14 protein-coding genes are annotated in these 16474 nt (G+C 65.2%); 8 read left to right on the forward strand and 6 right to left on the reverse strand.

Translation table 11 applies throughout. The features are described 5' to 3' along the window. Positions 1-142 precede the first annotated feature (142 nt). Complete coding sequence (locus tag NCR35_RS25230) at positions 143-913, forward strand: SDR family NAD(P)-dependent oxidoreductase (RefSeq protein ID WP_250536657.1); 771 nt, start codon at positions 143-145, stop codon at positions 911-913. Further along, a complete protein-coding gene (locus NCR35_RS25235) occupies positions 910-1302 on the forward strand; it encodes a nuclear transport factor 2 family protein (protein WP_250536659.1) in 393 nt (130 codons plus the stop codon). Before NCR35_RS25230 ends, NCR35_RS25235 begins: the two co-directional genes overlap by 4 nt. A gap of 19 nt (positions 1303-1321) precedes the next feature. Here NCR35_RS25235 and NCR35_RS25240 read toward each other — a convergent pair whose 3' ends face one another. Both NCR35_RS25240 and NCR35_RS25245 read right to left on the reverse strand, forming a co-directional pair. Then, entirely contained in the window at positions 1322-2902 is a 1581-nt protein-coding gene (locus tag NCR35_RS25240) for an alanine/glycine:cation symporter family protein (RefSeq protein ID WP_250536660.1), read from the reverse strand. A gap of 296 nt (positions 2903-3198) precedes the next feature. After that, positions 3199-4911, reverse strand: coding sequence for an IlvD/Edd family dehydratase (locus tag NCR35_RS25245; protein ID WP_250536661.1), 1713 nt, complete (start codon positions 4909-4911; stop codon positions 3199-3201). A gap of 622 nt (positions 4912-5533) precedes the next feature. Here NCR35_RS25245 and NCR35_RS25250 point away from each other — a divergent pair. Further along, a complete protein-coding gene (locus NCR35_RS25250) occupies positions 5534-7051 on the forward strand; it encodes an ATPase domain-containing protein (RefSeq protein ID WP_250536662.1) in 1518 nt (505 codons plus the stop codon). 4 nt (positions 7052-7055) lie between these two features. Then, entirely contained in the window at positions 7056-8747 is a 1692-nt protein-coding gene (locus NCR35_RS25255; RefSeq protein ID WP_250536663.1) for a response regulator, read from the forward strand. 63 nt (positions 8748-8810) lie between these two features. Here the strand turns inward: NCR35_RS25255 and NCR35_RS25260 are convergent, their stop codons facing one another. Continuing rightward, the gene (locus NCR35_RS25260) at positions 8811-9956 is read right to left on the reverse strand and encodes a PDDEXK nuclease domain-containing protein (RefSeq protein WP_250536665.1); all 1146 of its coding nucleotides are present in this window, start codon (positions 9954-9956) and stop codon (positions 8811-8813) included. Positions 9957-10095: 139 nt separating this feature from the next. Here NCR35_RS25260 and NCR35_RS25265 point away from each other — a divergent pair, with 139 nt between their 5' ends. Both NCR35_RS25265 and NCR35_RS25270 read left to right on the forward strand, forming a co-directional pair. After that, positions 10096-10320 (forward strand): hypothetical protein, encoded by a 225-nt coding sequence (locus NCR35_RS25265; protein WP_175943806.1) that lies wholly within the window; start codon positions 10096-10098, stop codon positions 10318-10320. 243 nt (positions 10321-10563) lie between these two features. Further along, positions 10564-11538: a glycosyltransferase family 2 protein gene (locus tag NCR35_RS25270; protein ID WP_250536666.1), complete on the forward strand. Its 975-nt coding sequence runs from the start codon at positions 10564-10566 to the stop codon at positions 11536-11538. Here NCR35_RS25270 and NCR35_RS25275 read toward each other — a convergent pair. After that, positions 11531-12160 (reverse strand): CDP-alcohol phosphatidyltransferase family protein, encoded by a 630-nt coding sequence (locus NCR35_RS25275; RefSeq protein ID WP_250536667.1) that lies wholly within the window; start codon positions 12158-12160, stop codon positions 11531-11533. The genes NCR35_RS25270 and NCR35_RS25275 overlap by 8 nt on opposite strands. 205 nt (positions 12161-12365) lie before the next feature. On the opposite strand from NCR35_RS25275, the gene NCR35_RS25280 reads away from it, so the two are divergent. Both NCR35_RS25280 and NCR35_RS25285 read left to right on the forward strand, forming a co-directional pair. Further along, the gene (locus NCR35_RS25280; protein WP_250536668.1) at positions 12366-12995 is read left to right on the forward strand and encodes a lysophospholipid acyltransferase family protein; all 630 of its coding nucleotides are present in this window, start codon (positions 12366-12368) and stop codon (positions 12993-12995) included. Between the two features lie 3 nt (positions 12996-12998). Then, positions 12999-13928, forward strand: a complete 930-nt coding sequence (locus NCR35_RS25285) for a phosphatidate cytidylyltransferase (protein ID WP_250536669.1) — start codon at positions 12999-13001, stop codon at positions 13926-13928. A 71-nt stretch (positions 13929-13999) separates the two neighbouring features. On the opposite strand, the gene NCR35_RS25290 is transcribed toward NCR35_RS25285, so the two are convergent. Together NCR35_RS25290 and NCR35_RS25295 are read right to left on the reverse strand one after the other, a co-directional pair. Further along, complete coding sequence (locus NCR35_RS25290; protein ID WP_175943797.1) at positions 14000-15445, reverse strand: NAD-dependent succinate-semialdehyde dehydrogenase; 1446 nt, start codon at positions 15443-15445, stop codon at positions 14000-14002. Between the two features lie 163 nt (positions 15446-15608). Next, complete coding sequence (locus NCR35_RS25295; RefSeq protein WP_250536670.1) at positions 15609-16433, reverse strand: NAD(P)-dependent oxidoreductase; 825 nt, start codon at positions 16431-16433, stop codon at positions 15609-15611. Positions 16434-16474: the final 41 nt, after the last annotated feature.

Genomic DNA, 16474 nt, shown 5'->3' on the forward strand with positions numbered 1-16474 from the left:
ATCTTTGCGTAATGCGAATCTTTTCGCTGTCGGCGAAGCCCATGCATGCGCTGAGATTCCGCAGCACAAGCAACGCTCCCGCGCGCGCGTACGCGGTTTGCTGGCGTCCGTTCATCGTGCAATCCGCTCGCAAGAGGTACACATGAAACTGCAAGGGAAAACCGCGCTTGTCACCGGAAGCGACTCGGGCATCGGTCAGGCCATCGCGACGCTCTTCGCCGAGCAAGGCGCGGACGTCGCGGTCGTCTATCACACCGACCGCGCGGGCGCCGACCAGACGGCAGCGAAGATCGCCTCCTTCGGCCGGCGTGCGGTCGTGCTGCAAGGCGACGTGGGCGATCCAGCGTGCGTCAAGCGCATCTTCGGCGAAGTGATGGCGCAGCTGGGGCGGCTCGACATTCTGGTGAACAACGCAGGCGTCGGCGCGGGCGGCGCGGAAGTGGCCGAGCTCGACGACGCCCAACTGGAAAACGTCATCCGGACCGATCTGTTCGGGCCGCTCTACTGCTGCCGCGAGTTCGTGAAGCTGCGGCGCGAGGCGGGTGGCGGCGGGCGCATCGTCACGATTTCGTCGGTCGCGCAGCATTTGCCGACGCCGGAAAGCGCGCCGTACGGCATGGCCAAGGCCGCGCTCGGCTCGCTCACGCGCAGCCTGTCGCGCGAAGTCGCCAACGACAAGATCAACGTGAACAACATCGCGCCCGGGCTCATCCAAACGCCGATGACGCAAGAGCGCCTCGACGACCCCGACGCTCGCGAAAAGTCGATGTCGGTGATTCCGTGGCATCGACCGGGGCAGCCGGAAGAGATCGCGCGTCTCGCGCTCTTTCTCGCATCCGACGACGGCGACTACGTGACCGGACAGACATGGACCATCGACGGAGGCTTGTCGATGCAATGGGGCGGCGCATGAAGAAGGAGGACGTGCTCGCGCTTTTCGAAAAGCTCAGGGACGACACCGACGCCTTCTTCGCGCACGTCGCCGATGACGTGGACTGGACGGTGATGGGCACGCATCCGCTCGCGGGCCGCTATCGCGGCAAGGAGGCGTTTCTCGAACATACGTTCGCGCGTCTCGCAAAGGCGCTGCCCGATGGCGCGAAGCTGACGGTCACGCACGCGCTCGTCGATGGCGATACGGCCGCCGTCGAACTGCATTCGGACGTGCGCGCGGCGAACGGCATGCACTTCGACAATCGCTACTGCTGGGTGTGCCGTTTCGAGGAAGGCGCAATTGTCGAGGTGCGCGCGTATCTCGACAGCGCGATGGTGGCCGAACTGCTGCGGCAGAATCCGGCCTGAGCGATGCACCCGTGAGTCTTTACGCTTCGACGGTCTCGCGTTCGTGGACCGGCGCGGCGCGCCGCACATCGCCGGACCAGCACGCCGTTTTCACGCCAATCTCCTCCGATACGAACGTGCCGCCGCCCGTCGCGCGATAGTGCGCGAGCGCCTTATAGACGAGCGCTTGTCCGAGCAGAACGATCGGCACGTTGAGCAGCACCATCACGATGTTCATCAGGTCCGAAAGCGCCCAGAGGTTCGGCAGTTCGAGCCCGGCCAGCACCGTCAATGCGCCGAACGGCACGAACACCAGCGAGCCGACCACGCGAATGCCGGTAATGAACGCGCGGCTGCGCGAGATGAAGTTCGCCGAGATCTCGGCGAACGAGATCATGCCGAGCAGCGTCGTCAAAGCGAAAAGCCCGTAGCACACGCACATGACGATCTTGATCGCGTGCGCGGCCCAGAGCGGCACGAGGGCCTGCACCGAAGCGAGATAGACCGTGATCTTCGAGGCGCGCACGGCTTCCCATGCCTGTCCGTCGACGGTTCCCGTCCACACGTGCGCCATCACGACGATGAAGCCGGTCATCGTGCAGATCACCATCGTGTCGAAGAACACGCCGAGGCTCTGCACGAAGCCTTGTTCGCACGGATGCGCGTTGTCGGCGATGGCCGCCGCCATCGTAATGGTGCCCTGCCCCGCCTCGTTGGACATGAGGCCGCGCTTCACGCCCTGCGCGAGCGCCGTGCCGATCGCGCCGCCGAAGAGCGCATGCGGCGCGAACGCGCCCACGACGACCTCGTGAAAGAAGTAAGGCACGAGCGGCAGATTGATCAGGATGATGACGAGCGACATCGCGCAAAAGAGCGCGGCCTTGATCGGCACCAGCACGTCCGTGTAAGCCGTGACGCGCCTGATGCCGCCCATGATGATGAACGCGCACGCGATGACGAGCGTCGCCGCGATGCCGTAGTACGCCGTGGATTGCCGCGCGAGATGCTCGCCTGCGACGGTATCGGCAATCGTGCCCATCGCCGTGAACACGTTGAACGTTTGCGGCGGCACGTTGAATAAGGCATAGACGATGAACACGAGCGACAAGAACGTGCCCACGATGCGCCGTCCGCCGAGCACGCGCCGACCATAAAACGGCAAGCCGCCGACGAACTCGTCGCCGTTCTTCTCCTTGAACAACTGGGCGAGCACGGATTCCATGAAGGCCGTCGCCATGCCGAAGAAGGCGGCGACCCACATCCAGAACAACGCGCCGGGACCGCCGACCGAAATGGCGCCCGTAATGCCGACGATGTTGCCCGGCCCGGCGCGCATCGCCAGTCCGAGCATGAATGAAGCCATCGCGCTCACGCCCGTTCTGGACGACTGCCTGCGCTGCATGATGCGCACGATCTTGCGCATGTTCATCGTTTGAACGAAGCGCGTGCGGATGCTGAAGTGGATGCCGACGCCGACCAGCAGCAGAATCGCGAACGGAAACTGGCCGAGCACGGGAATGCGCGAATAGGCCGCGAAGTTGGTCGGAAAATCCCAAAGAAAATCGGAAATGGGCGCGATGAACGCGAAAAACGCGTTGACGGATTGGAAAAGGTCTTCCACGCGGGCTTTCCTTCTGTTTTCTGTTGCTTCGAGCTGTTTAGGGCAGCAGATCGATTGATTGAACCGGATTCGCTGGGATCGGGCGCTGTCGCAGGCGCGCGCGCACCTGTGCCCGCCGTGGCGGGCGGCCATTATACGGTGCCGGCTGGCGGCGCTTTGGGGGCATCGTCGGACAGGACCGCGCGCGCCGTCTGCGCGGCGCGGCGATGGCGGCTGCTGGTCGCTCAACGCATCGTGCGCGTGTTCAATCAGTGCTGCGCGCCGGGGTGCGCGCCTTCGCGCGCGGTGGACGACGCTCAGGAATCCTTCGATACCGCCTGCAGGAAATCGAAGTCACAGCCCGCATCGGCCTGCAATACGTGCTCCTGATACAGCTTCTGATAGCCGCGCAGCACGCGCTTCGGCGCTTTGACATCGGCTGCGCGGCGCGCGAGTTCTGCTTCATCGACGAGCAGGTCGATACGCCGTTCACGCACGGAAAGCCGGATGCGGTCGCCGTTGCGCACGAGGCCGATCGGCCCCGCGAGCGCGGCTTCCGGCGTGACGTGCAGCACGATGGTTCCGTACGCCGTGCCGCTCATGCGCGCATCCGAAATGCGCAACATGTCCTTCACGCCCTTCTGCGCGAGCTTCTTCGGAATCGGCAGATAGCCCGCTTCGGGCATGCCCGTGCCGCTTGCGGGACCGGCGTTCTGCAGCACGAGAATGTCGTCGGCCTCCACGTCGAGCGCGGGATCGTCGATGCGCGCGGCCAGGTCTTCGAGCGAATCGAAGACCACGGCGCGGCCCTCTTTCTCGAAGAGCGACTTGTCGGCGGCGGAACGCTTGAGAATCGCGCCGCGCGGCGCAAGCGAGCCGAACAACGCGACGAGCCCGCCTTGCGGTTCGACCGGGTCCGACAGCTCGCGCACGATGCGATGATCGACCCACGCCTCGCGCTCCGCCGCGATGCGTTCGCCGAGCGTTTCGCCGGTGACGGTCATCGCGTCGAGATGCAGCTTCGGCGCGAGTTCGCGCAGCACCGCCGTCATGCCGCCGGCAGCGAAGAAGTCTTCCATGTAGTGCTCGCCGGTCGGCTTCAGATTGACGAGCACCGGCGTGTCGTCGGAGAGGACGTTCAGCCGTTCGAGCGACACCGGAATGCCGAGCCTCCCCGCGACGGCGGTCAAGTGAATGATCGCGTTGGTCGACCCGCCGATGGCCAGCAGCACGCGCAGCGCGTTTTCGACGGACTTCTCCGTGATGATCTCGCTCGGGCGCAGCGGCGCGCGAATGAGTTCGACGGCGCGCGCGCCGCTCGCTTCGGCGGCGCGAATGCGGTCGGCATGGACTGCGGGAATCGCGGCGGTGCCCGGCAGCGACATGCCGAGCGTCTCCGCGATGCACGCCATGGTGCTCGCCGTGCCCATCACGGCGCAGGTGCCGGCGGTGGTCGCGAGCCGCCCTTCGATTTCGTCGATCTCCTGCTCGCCGATTTCGCCTGCGCGGAACTTGCCCCAGAAGCGGCGGCAGTCGGTACACGCGCCGAGGCGCTCGCCCTGATGACGGCCCGTCATCATCGGTCCGACGACGAGTTGCACGGCGGGGATATCGGCGGCGGCGGCGCCCATCAGTTGCGCGGGCACGGTCTTGTCGCAGCCGCCGATCAGTACCACGGAGTCCATCGGCTGCGCGCGAAGCATTTCCTCGACGTCCATGCTCATGAGATTGCGGAACATCATCGAGGTCGGATTGAGGAAGACTTCGCCGAGCGAGATGGTCGGAAAGTCGATCGGCAGACCGCCCGCTGCGAGCACGCCGCGCTTGACTGCCTCGACGAGCTCCGGCATGCCGCGATGGCAATTGTTGAAGCCCGAGCCGCTCGATGCGATGCCGACGATCGGCTTTGTCAGCATGTTCGACGTGTAGCCCATCGAGCGGGCGAAGGAGCGGCGTAGGTAGAGGGCGAAGCCGCGGTCACCGTAGTTGGTCAGGCCTCTGGACAGGCCTTCAGTCTTTTTTTCTGGCATTTGGTTGGGTGTCTCCTGGTTTCTTTTGCTTGTCTGCTGTTGGGGCGGTTGTACTGGCATTCTATGGAACTTGTTTTCGCGTCGGTCTATTTGCGTTGCCCCTCCCCGGGGCGGGGGTCACTTTCTTTGCCGCTGCAAAGAAAGTAACCAAAGAAAGCAGCTTTTTTTCGGCCCGCAGCACTAGTTGAGTGGCCACTCCGCAGTTAGTCCGTGGCACTCCGCCAATAAACCGCCCCGGAGCACCTTCCACGCCCACTATCACCACGTCCTCCGAGCCCCTTGGCTCGATAAAACCATCGGGTATCGCGCTGTGTCGCTCGCTCGTCGCGCGACCATGCATCTGCGATTTGACGAAGAGCGGCAAGCAAGCGAATCAAGGCAGTCTTCGTGCTGCGCTCCATGAAACCAGCCGCGCCCCTCGCATCGATGTGGTAGCCTTCGCCGACATCGAACGAATGCCCGAGGTAGCCGTCCTGCGCGGCAACACTCGCGCACGAACCGCACGACCGCCCGCGCCGTCCGCCTGCCGCACGACAACCGCACGACAACCGCGCGCCCGGCTTGCTTCTTGCAGTTCCAGTAGCGGACATCGCCCATCTCGTCGATCATCAAAAGCGATCACATGCCAGACAACATTTCAACGCCACAACGGGGGCGCATTCAATCCGGGATCGAGGGAATCGACGATATTCTGGGCGGCGGGCTCACGCCGCATCGCATGTATCTCGTCGAGGGCGCACCCGGCGCAGGTAAAACCACCCTCGCCTTGCAGTTTTTACTCAAGGGCGCCGAGGTCGGCGAGCCTGGGCTCTACATCACGTTGTCCGAGACGCGCGACGAACTGGTCGCCGTCGCCGAAAGCCACGGCTGGGACACGGACCGCTTCACCATCATCGAACTATTGTCGGACGAAGGACTGGATCCGGCTTACGAGCAGACCGTGCTCCATCCCGCCGAAGTCGAACTCGGCGAGACGGTGCGCGACGTGATCGCCAAAGTCGATGAACTCAAGCCCGCCCGCCTCGTCTTCGACAGTCTCTCCGAACTGCGCATGTTGTCGCAGAACTCGCTGCGCTATCGCCGCCAGATTCTGGCGCTCAAGCGCTATTTCGCCACGCGCGCCTGCACCGTCCTGCTGCTGGACGACAACACGTCCGAGACCGGCGACTTGCAACTTCACAGCATCGCGCACGGCGTCATTAGCCTCGACAACCTGGTGCACGACTACGGCGGCGAGCGCCGGCGCATACGCATCGCGAAAATGCGCGGCATCCGTTTCCGCGAAGGCTTCCACGACATGACGCTGAAGACGGGCGGCATCGGGGTGTATCCGCGTCTCATCGCGGCCGAGCATCACGCGGAGTTTTCGTCGGAGTCGCTCAGCACGGGAACGCGTGAGCTGGATGCGCTCATGGGCGGCGGCCTCGTGCCCGGCACCAACACGTTGATCGTGGGTCCCTCCGGCGTCGGCAAGACGACGACGGTCGCCTCGTGTCTGCTCGCCGCGCTCAATCGCGGTCAGCCGTGCGTCTACTATCTTTTCGACGAGACGCTCGCCACGCTCCTGCACCGCTCGACGAGCCTCGGCATCGACCTGAGACCGCATCTCGACAGCGGCCTGCTGACGCTGCGGCAGATCGATCCCGCCGAGATTTCGCCCGGCGAATTCACGAGCGACGTGCGCAAGAGCGTCGAGCAGGACGGCGCGCGTTTCGTCGCCATCGACAGCCTGAACGCGTATCTGCAGGCCATGCCCGGCGAGCGTTATCTGCTGCTGCAGATGCACGAGCTGCTCACGTATCTGAACCAGCGCGGCGTCATCACCATGCTGGTGCTAGGCCAGCACGGGATCATCGGCGAAATACAGAGCGATATCGATATCAGCTATCTCAGCGACGTCGTGCTGCTCTTTCGCTATTTCGAACGTCAGGGCGAAGTGCTCACCGCCGTGACCGCCGTCAAGAGCCGCACCAACGGCCACGAGCGCTCGATCCGGCAGTTCCGGCTCGGCAGCAACGGCTTGAACGTGGGCGAAGCGCTGCGCGATTTCGAGGGCGTGCTGAGCGGCCTGCCGACTTACCGGGGCGATACCGCCATGCTCGCGCCTTCGCAGCGCGGGCCGGCCTCGCCACGGGAATAACGCGATGGAACGTCGCGTACTCATCGTTGCGCCCTTCGGCCGCGACGCCGAGGTCATCGTCGATGTCCTCAGGACGGAGGGCCGGGAGTGCTTCGTCTGCGCCGACTCGCGCTCGCTCGTGACTGAGCTGGACCGCGGCGCTGCCGTCGCCATCGTCACCGAAGAATCGCTGCTGGACGACGGCGCGGTGGCGCTTGCCGCATGGATCGAACAGCAGCCCGCATGGTCGGATTTCCCGATCGTGCTGCTCTCCGGGCGGATGCAGGGCAGGCGTTCCGCGAAGAGCATCGAGATGCTGGAGCGGCTCGGCAACGTGCTGGTGCTCGAACGGCCGCTGAACTCCGAGACCTTGCGCCGCGCCGTGGCATCGTCGCTGCGGGCGCGCGCCCGGCAATACGATGCGCGCAGGCACCTCGCCGAGTCCGAGCAGCATCTTATCGACCGGGTCAAGGCGCAGGAAGCGCTCGAACGGCTCAACGAATCGCTCGAAAGCCGGATCGCGGAACGCACGCACGAACTGGCGTCGGCCAACAACCGCCTGATGCGCGAGATTCACGAGCGCGCCAAGGTGCAGGCCGTGCTCGTGCAGTCGCAGAAGATGGAAGCGCTCGGGCAGTTGACCGGCGGCATCGCGCACGACTTCAACAACCTGCTGAACGTGATCATGGCCAACGCGGAACTGCTCGCGCGCATCAGCAAGGACGAGCGCGTGCTCAAGATGGCCGCGACCACCAAGCGCGCGACCGAGCGCGGCGCGAAGCTGACGGCGCAATTGCTGACGTTTTCGCGCACGAGCAATCTGGACCTGAAAGCGGTGAACGTGGCCGCGCTGCTGCACGGCATCCGCGACATCATTTCGATCTCGCTCGGCTCGACCATCGCGCTGTCCATCACGACTGCATCCGACGATCTCTGGACGCAAGCCGACGCGAACCAGCTTGAACTGGCGATACTCAATCTCGCGATCAACGCGCGCGACGCGATGCCGAACGGCGGCCGCCTGGCGATTCACGCCGAAGAACGGCCGAGCGTCGACGAGGCGCTCGCGCCCGGCCGTTATGTCGTCATCAGCGTGACCGATTCGGGCTCGGGCATCGAGCCGGGCGTGCTCTCGCGCGTATTCGATCCCTTCTTCACGACCAAGCCGGTCGGCAAGGGAACCGGCCTGGGTCTCAGTCAGGTGTACGGCATTGCGCGGCAGGCGGGCGGCGTCGCGCGCATCGAAAGCGAAGTGGGCAAGGGCACCACCGTGCAGGTCTGGCTGCCGTTAGGCGCGCAGGATCCGTCCGAAGGAGCCTTAGGCGCGGACCCGCGCGACGATACGGCCACGCCGTGCCGCATTCTCGTCATCGAGGACGACGAGGACGTGCGCACGATGATCGTCGATTGTCTCGAAGCGCTCGGCTATCACGTCACGCAGGCGCAGGACGGGCCAAGCGGCCTTGCGCGTCTCGATGCCGACAACCCGGACGTGATGATGGTCGATTACGCGATGCCGGGCATGAACGGCATACAGGTGCTCGCGAGCGCCCGCGAATCGCGCCCCGACCTGCCGGTCATCCTCGCGACCGGCTATGCGGATGTCGACGTCACGACCATCACCGACCGGCGCTTTACCGCGCTTCGCAAGCCGTTCCAGCTCGAAGACCTTGCGCGCGCGGTGCGTCTCGCGCTGAAAAGCGCCGAGAAGGCGTGACACGGCGCGGTGGTGTCGCGTCGCACCCGTTGGATCGGCAGCACGTCGTGCCAGTGCTTCGGACTACGCTTCGCCGCCTTCCGCGAGCCGCCCCGCCTCCAGCTCTCGTCGCACGCGCGCCAGTTCTTCGGCGAGCACCGCCTCGTCCGGCAGCATCATGTGATATTCGGCGGCGAGCACCTTGTTCGGCAGGCCGTCGAGCGCGTATTTCGCGACCGCCGCATTGGTCCGCGCGCACAAAATCAGGCCCACCGGCGGGTTCTCGCCCGGCAGCATCCAGTGCTCTTTCGCGTAATTGCAGTACATGTGCATCTGCCCGACATCGGCGTGATTGAGCTCGGTCAGCTTCAGGTCGATGATGACGAGACACCGCAGCCGCCGGTGAAAGAACAGCAGATCCACGCGATACCAGCTATCGCCGATGCGCAGGCGCCGCTGCCGCCCGACGAACGTGAAGTCGCCGCCCAGTTCCAGCAGAAAGTCTTCGAGCCGATGAATCAGGGCGTCCTCGAGCTGACTCTCCGAGTACTCGTCCTTCAGGTCGAGAAATTCGAGCACGTACGGGTCCTTGATGGCTTCCTCGGGCGTCACGATGTCGCGGCTCTCGGCGATGGCGCCTTTGTCCAGCATCGCCAGCTTGTCGCGCGACACCAGCGTGCGCGAATAGAACTGACTGCCGATCTGCCTGTCCAGTTGCCGCACGCTCCAGCCGCCGCGCAACGCTTCGGCTTCGTAGAAACGCCGTTCGTCGTCGGAACGGGTGCGCCGCATCAGATGGACGTAATGCGTCCATGAAAGCGGGAACCGCTCGGCCAGTTGCGCGAGCGTCGAAATCCGAATCGCCGGTTCGGATTTGCCCGCGGATGCGGACGCCGCCGATTTCCGAATCGGCGATTCGGAAATCCCGGCGCTGGCGTACGACTGGTAGAAGAGCCGCATCAGTTCCAGATTGTCGACGCCGAAGCCGCGCCCGAAGCGCTTCGTCAGATCGGCCGAGAGCCGCTGCAACAGCGCCTGTCCGTAGGCCGCGCGGCCCGCGCCGCCCTGCTCGAATTCGACGATCCGGTGGCCGATGCGCCAGTACGTCGCCGTCATCAGCGCGTTGATGCTGCGCGCCGCCGCCTGACGGCCCTGTTCGAGCAACGCCAGCACGTCGCCGAGCGTCGCGTCGTAGTCGTCGTCGTCCCCGGGCAGCATCACGTCGTTCATCGTCGTTGTTCCTTTCCCCTGCGCAATTGGCGCCTTCGAGCAAAGTGTCGCATACGCGCGTGTGTCGCCGAGCGCACATTATTGTCCGATGAATCGCCCTACGCTGTGGCCCTTCAGGCGGATCAGCGTTCGGCGGTCAATGACTCGATATTTCACCTCAAGGCAAGGCGCGATCAAGCGTCTGATGGAGCTCAAGCGGGAACTCGCGCGGATGAATCGCGCGGCGCCGGCTATCGACGGATGCCGCACGGACGGCATCGAAATAGCCGGCCTCGATCAGGTGTTGCTCGACGTGCGCGCGGGACGCGTGTGCTGGTACCGGCACTCGGCGGCGCACGAAGACCAGCTCGTTTTCATTAGCTGAACCGCGCGGCTCACGCGTTCGGTTCGTGCGGCGTCGTCACGGGCTCGTCCAGGATCGACGCGCATTTCGAGCGATGCCTGCACGCCGCCGCGAACTGCGCATCGCCTTCTATGTGCGCTGCCGCACAATCCGGCGCGATTCGTCACGTTAGTCTCGACGGCGGTCCACCGCCGTTTCATCGCGAGGCCGCTTTATCGACGGTGCTCTATACCGCCCTTCCCCCGGCCAACCGTGAGAGCCTGCATGCCTACACCGAAAGTCAGCATTCTTCTGCCGATGTACGACGTAGAAGGATGCATCGCGGAATGCGTCCGCTCCATCCTCGCGCAGACGCGCACCGACTTCGAGATCATCGCCGTAGACGATTGCAGTCCCGACCGCTCCGGCGAAGTCGCGCGTGCGCTGCTCGAAGCGCAGGACGTCATTCCGTGGAAGCTCGTGCGCAACGAAAAGAACGTCGGCATTGCCGAGACGCGGCGCATCGCGGTGAGTCACGCGAGCGGCGAGTACGTGCTGTGCGTGGACAGCGACGATTTCGTCGCGCCGAACGCCGTCGAAGTGGTGTGCCGCGAAGCCGACCAGCACGGCGCGGACGTGGTGATCTTCGCGGCGAAGTGCATCGACCCGCAGGGACGCGAGGTCTATCGCGTCAAGACCGGCGACGAGACCATCACCGGGCTTCAGGCCGTGGGCCGCATCATGGACCTGAGCCTGCAAGCGTACTGCTGGAACAAGCTCTTCAAGCGAGAGCTGTTCGCCTCGGTCGAGCATCCGGCCGGGCTCATCTACGAAGACATTCTCGTCTGCGTGCAGGCGCTTTCGCGCGCGCGCGTGGTGCGGCTGATTCCGGACGAACTGTACTTCTACGTGAAGCGCGGCAACGGGCTTTCGGTGCGCTTCAATCCGCGTATCGTGGACCTGTTCGAAATCATGGACCGCGTGGAGCGCGACACGCGCGGGCTGCCCATCGACAATGGCAGCAAGCTCTTTTTCCGGCTCAAGTACGTGTATGCGTACCGGAACATCGCGTTCGAGGCCGCGCGCCTCGCGCCCGATTACGCGACGGCCGCGCCGATCCTCGACAGCGTGGCGAGCAAGCTGCGCTTCACGCATGTCGGCAAGATCTACGCGGACAAGCGGCCCAAGTTATCCGTCGCCATGTGTCTTCTGAAGATCCATCCGCGCATCTTCTATCGCTTCGTGCGGCGCTTCAACTGACAGCACTTGTGATGCGTGCGCGGTTCGCCTCCGCGACGCCCGCACGCACGCGCCGGATCGCCGTCACGAGCGACAAGACGATCAAGACGCGCCACAGTCCCACGCCGGCCGCGCCCACTATGCCGCCTGCGCCGACCCAGAGCGCGAACGCGCCCAGCACGAAGGCGCGGTCGCTCTTGCCGAACGGTCCGTCGTAGCGCCGGCTCGCGCCCGCGAGCGGCCCGGCGAGTCCCGCGCACTCCACGATCACCGCCAAGAGCGCGAAGAGCCAGATATCGGCGGCGCAAAACGCCTGCACCGCGAGAAACGGCAGCGTGAGCGCGACGTCGGAGACCACATCGCCCAGTTCGTTCAGGTACGCGCCGAGCGCGCTCTTCTGGCCGTGCTCGCGCGCCAGCATGCCGTCGATGGCATTGAGCGCCATGCGCATGAACAACCAAAGCGGAATCAGCAGAAACAGGGAACGGCGCGGCGAGCCGAACGCCGCGATCGCGCCCACTGCAATCGACCCGCTCGCTGCGGTCAACGTCACCTGATTGGCAGTCACGCCGTGGCGAAAGAGCCAGCCGGCCAGCGGACGCAGAAGATTCTGAAAGCGCGGTTTGAGTGCGTAAAGGCTCATGCGACGTGTTGCATGTCGGAAAAGAGGCGCTACTATCGCGGCCCTTTCCGCACACGTCAAACGATAAGGACGCCGAAGCTCAACGATTGAGCAGGTTTGTCACAGCATCGCCGATATCTGGCAAATCTCGTCAAAGCGCATTGCATCCAAAGGGCCGATATGAAAGGAATAGCGGCCCGACAGTCACCATTCGCCCTCTCACCCGATGAAACTCATGCATATCTGGCAGCGCGACCTGCTGCTCGCGCTCGTGCGGCTCGTTGCGGGCGCGTATCCGGTATGGCATGGCGCCGCGCCGGGCGCCACGCAAAGGCTCTATTTCTCGAATCACACGAGCCACATCGACACGCTCGCGATCCTCGCTGCGCTGCCACGCGAACTGCGCGACGCCGTGCGGCCTGTCGCCGCGCGCGATTACTGGGCCACCGGGCGCATCAAGCGATATATCGCGGGAAAACTGCTCAACGCCGTATTGATCGACCGCCGCCGCGAGACGGAAGGCGATCCGCTCGATCCGGTGCGCGACGCGCTCGCGCACGGCCACTCGATCATCATTTTCCCCGAAGGCACGCGCGGCGCCGACGCGCTGCCGCAAGCGTTCAAGAGCGGGCTCTTTCATCTGGCGAGCGAGTTCCCGGACGTGGCGCTGACGCCCGTTTATCTGGAGAACCTGCAGCGAATCATGCCGAAGGGCGCAATCTGGCCGATCCCGCTCATCTGCAAGGTGCACGTCGGCGCGGGCGAAACACTACGCGACGGCGAAGAGAAAGCGCCGTTTCTCGCCCGGATGCGCGACGCCGTGATCGCGCTCTCTCAATCAGCACATCGAAATTAACCCATGCCGACTTCATTCTGGAATCTGGTCGCGGGCGTCGTGGGCGCGCTGACCTTCGCGACGCTGATCGGCGCGCTGCTCGGCGCGCGCGCGAAGGGCACAAGCGCGACCATCGTCAATCTGAACCAGCGCATCCGTGCATGGTGGGGCATGATCGCGGTGATGGTCGTCGCCATCGGTCTCGGCGACAAGGCCACCTTCGTCGTCTTCGCGCTGCTTTCGTATCTCGCGCTGCGCGAATTCATCACGCTCACGCCGACCACGCCGAGCGATCACACCACGCTTTTCGTCGCGTTCTTCGTCGCGGTGCCGGTGCAATACGTGCTGCTCGGCATCGACTGGTACGGCATGTATTCGATCTTCGTGCCGGTGCACCTATTCTTCGCGATGTCGCTCGTCTCCGCTTTGACGCAGGACACGCGCGAGTTCCTGAGCCGCAACGCGCGCATCAACTGGGCGCTGATGGTGTGCGTGTACGGGCTGAGTCACGCGCCCGCGCTGCTGACGCTCGATATCCCCGGTTATCGCGGGCAGAACGCGCTGCTCTTGTTCTACTTCCTGCTCGTCGTGCAGATCAGCGATGTGTTGCAGTATGTCGTCGGCAAGCTCTTCGGGCGGCGCAAGATCGCGCCGGTGCTGTCGCCTTCGAAAACCGTGGAAGGTTTCGTCGGCGGCGGATTGCTCGCGACGCTGTGCGGCGCGGCGCTGTATCGCGTGACGCCGTTCGGATTCGGCGCGGCGTTTCTCATGTCGCTTTCGATCGTGCTCGCGGGCTTCGTCGGCGGGCTCGTGCTGTCGGCGGTCAAACGCTCGCTCGGCGCGAAAGACTGGAGCGTGATGATCGCGGGGCACGGCGGCATGCTGGATCGCGTGGATTCAGTCTGCTTCGCGGCGCCGGTGTTCTTTCACCTCGTCCGATACCTCTACGTTTGACGCTTGAGCGGCGCAAAGAGAAGCGGCCCCTCGCGGGGCCGCCAAGCGTCATTGCAGGCGAAGAGCGGAGATCAGACCGCCATCACCGTCACGGACTTCGACACGAGATACGGCTCCAGCGCCTCGGGTCCGCCTTCCGAGCCGTAGCCCGAATCCTTCACGCCGCCGAACGGCATTTCCGGCCACGGCGTCGCGGGCTGGTTGATCCACAACATGCCCACTTCGAGCTGGTTCGTGAGCAAGTGCACGTTCTTGAACGAGCGCGTGAACGCGTAGCCGGCCAGGCCGTACGGCAGCCGGTTCGCCTCGGCGATGGCGTCCTCCAGCGAATCGAAGCCGCGAATGGCCGCGACCGGGCCGAACGGCTCGTTGTTGAACACGTCGGCTTCGAGCGGCACGTCGGTCAGCACGGTCGGCGCGAAGAAGTTGCCTGCCGAGCCGATGCGCTCGCCGCCCGTCGCGATTTTCGCGCCCGCCTGACGCGCGTTTTCGACGACGCTCGCCATGGCCGTGATGCGCCGCGCGTTGGCGAGCGGCCCGAGCGTCGTGCCTTCGGCGAGGCCGTCGCCGACCGAAAGGCTTTCGGCGTGCTTGACGAGCGCCTTCGCGAAGTCGTCGCGCAGGCTGTTGTGAACCAGAAAGCGCGTCGGCGAGATGCAGACCTGGCCCGCGTTGCGGAACTTGGCCGCGCCGGATGCCTTCACGGCAAGCTCGACGTCCGCGTCTTCCGCGACGATCACGGGCGCGTGGCCGCCGAGTTCCATCGTCGCGCGCTTCATGTGCTGGCCGGCGAGCGCGGCGAGTTGCTTGCCGACGGCCGTCGAGCCGGTGAACGTCACCTTGCGGATGACCGGATGCGCAATCAGGTACTTCGAGATCTCGGGCGGATCGCCGAACACGAGTCCGAGCACGCCGTTGGGCACGCCCGCGTCGGCGAACGCGCGGATGAGTTCGGCGGGCGATGCAGGCGTCTCTTCCGGCGCCTTCACGATGAACGAGCAGCCGGTCGTGAGCGCGGCCGAGAGCTTGCGCACCACCTGATTGACCGGGAAGTTCCACGGCGTGAACGCGGCGACCGGCCCGACCGGCTCCTTCACGACCGTCTGCTGCGCGTTGACGTTGCGCGGCGGCACGATCCGGCCGTAGACGCGGCGCCCTTCGTCCGCGAACCATTCGATGATATCCGCAGCCGAGTTCACTTCGATGCGCGCTTCGGCGAGCGGCTTGCCCTGCTCCATCGTCATCAGGCGCGCGATGCTGTCGGCGCGTTCACGCACGAGCGCGGCGGCCTTGCGCATCAGCGAGGCGCGTTCGAGCGCGCTCATCTTGCGCCACGTCGCGAAGCCGGCTTGCGCGGCCGCCACGGCGCGATCCAGGTCCGGAATGCCGGCGCGCGCGACGGTGCCGATCTTCTCGCCGGTGGCCGGGTTCACCACGTCGAGCGTGGCCCCGCCCTGCGCGTCGCACCATTCGCCGTTGATATAAAGACGCGTGTTCTGATACGTACCTGCAGTCATTGAGCACCTCTTGCTGGAAAGATGGTCCGCGCCGGTGCGTTTCCGGCGCGGCGTCTATTGCACGACGATTGCCGCTACGGCGCTTCGGCGCATGCGCCGCGCGGCATCGTCGTCGAAAAGGAAAAGGATACGGATTAAATCGCGGGCCTGCATGGGTCGCCCTTCACTCCGCGCGCTTGCCGAAGAAGTCGATGAGCGCGTCGGTCGCGGCTTTGTCGTTCGCAAGCCGCGCGTAGAGGCCCGCCGCGCCTTCGTAAATGCGATGCTCCGGGTACGCATCGCCGATGAACGCGGCGATCTCTTCCATCTCCGCGACCCAGCGATACGCTTTAGGCGGCATGCGCGGCACGTTACGGGCAAGCCACGCGGCAAGCTCGGGCTGGCTCTCGCGCAGTTCGTCGAAGAGCGCGTCTCCTGCGCCGTTGCGCATGGCCGCGAGCGACATGGCCGAGCCGATCGCGGCCAGCCCTTTCGTGATACCCGCGTACGACATCTTGAGCGCGGAGGCCGCGCCGAGCGGGCCGTCTAGCACGCGCACGTTCAAACCCGCGTCGCCGAGCACCGCGGCGCGCGCGGCGTGCGGTCCACACAGGTAGAACTTCGGCGCCGCCGGCAGCCCGATGATGGCGGCATCGACGAACGGCGCGCCGGTAGCATCGACCGTTCGGGCGATGGTCGCGGCAGTTTCGGGACTGATGGCGTTGCAGTCGACAAAGACGGCCTTGCGGTCCGCGTGCGTGAGCGCGGGCGCGAGACGTTCGGCGGTTTGCACGGCGACGGCCGGCGGCACGATGGAAAGGATGAAATCGCACGCGGCCAGTTCGGCGAGGCTCGCGTCCTGCATGCCTGCGTCTTTTGCACGAGCGGCGCTCGCGGCGCTGCGGCCTTCGAGCGTCGTGAGCACGCGCGCGCCGGAGGCAGACAGCGCCCGGCCGACCGCCGATCCCATGCTGCCCGCGCCGAGCAGCGCAATGGTCAAACGAGTCAAGTGCGGCTCCTTGCGGATCGGTGACGAGACCACAGGATACG

It is taken from the genome of Caballeronia sp. AZ10_KS36 (genome assembly GCF_023631105.1).
Lineage (GTDB): Bacteria > Pseudomonadota > Gammaproteobacteria > Burkholderiales > Burkholderiaceae > Caballeronia.

Bases quoted from the DNA above. Each gene is read 5' to 3' on its own strand.
- NCR35_RS25265 (WP_175943806.1), top strand. From the start codon at position 10,096: ATGACTCGATATTTCACCTCAAGGCAAGGCGCGATCAAGCGTCTGATG.
- NCR35_RS25245 (WP_250536661.1), bottom strand. From the start codon at position 4,911: ATGCCAGAAAAAAAGACTGAAGGCCTGTCCAGAGGCCTGACCAACTAC.
- NCR35_RS25260 (WP_250536665.1), bottom strand. From the start codon at position 9,956: ATGAACGACGTGATGCTGCCCGGGGACGACGACGACTACGACGCGACG.
- NCR35_RS25275 (WP_250536667.1), bottom strand. From the start codon at position 12,160: ATGAGCCTTTACGCACTCAAACCGCGCTTTCAGAATCTTCTGCGTCCG.
- NCR35_RS25230 (WP_250536657.1), top strand. From the start codon at position 143: ATGAAACTGCAAGGGAAAACCGCGCTTGTCACCGGAAGCGACTCGGGC.
- NCR35_RS25280 (WP_250536668.1), top strand. From the start codon at position 12,366: ATGAAACTCATGCATATCTGGCAGCGCGACCTGCTGCTCGCGCTCGTG.
- NCR35_RS25235 (WP_250536659.1), top strand. From the start codon at position 910: ATGAAGAAGGAGGACGTGCTCGCGCTTTTCGAAAAGCTCAGGGACGAC.
- NCR35_RS25270 (WP_250536666.1), top strand. From the start codon at position 10,564: ATGCCTACACCGAAAGTCAGCATTCTTCTGCCGATGTACGACGTAGAA.
- NCR35_RS25285 (WP_250536669.1), top strand. From the start codon at position 12,999: ATGCCGACTTCATTCTGGAATCTGGTCGCGGGCGTCGTGGGCGCGCTG.
- NCR35_RS25290 (WP_175943797.1), bottom strand. From the start codon at position 15,445: ATGACTGCAGGTACGTATCAGAACACGCGTCTTTATATCAACGGCGAA.
- NCR35_RS25255 (WP_250536663.1), top strand. From the start codon at position 7,056: ATGGAACGTCGCGTACTCATCGTTGCGCCCTTCGGCCGCGACGCCGAG.
- NCR35_RS25250 (WP_250536662.1), top strand. From the start codon at position 5,534: ATGCCAGACAACATTTCAACGCCACAACGGGGGCGCATTCAATCCGGG.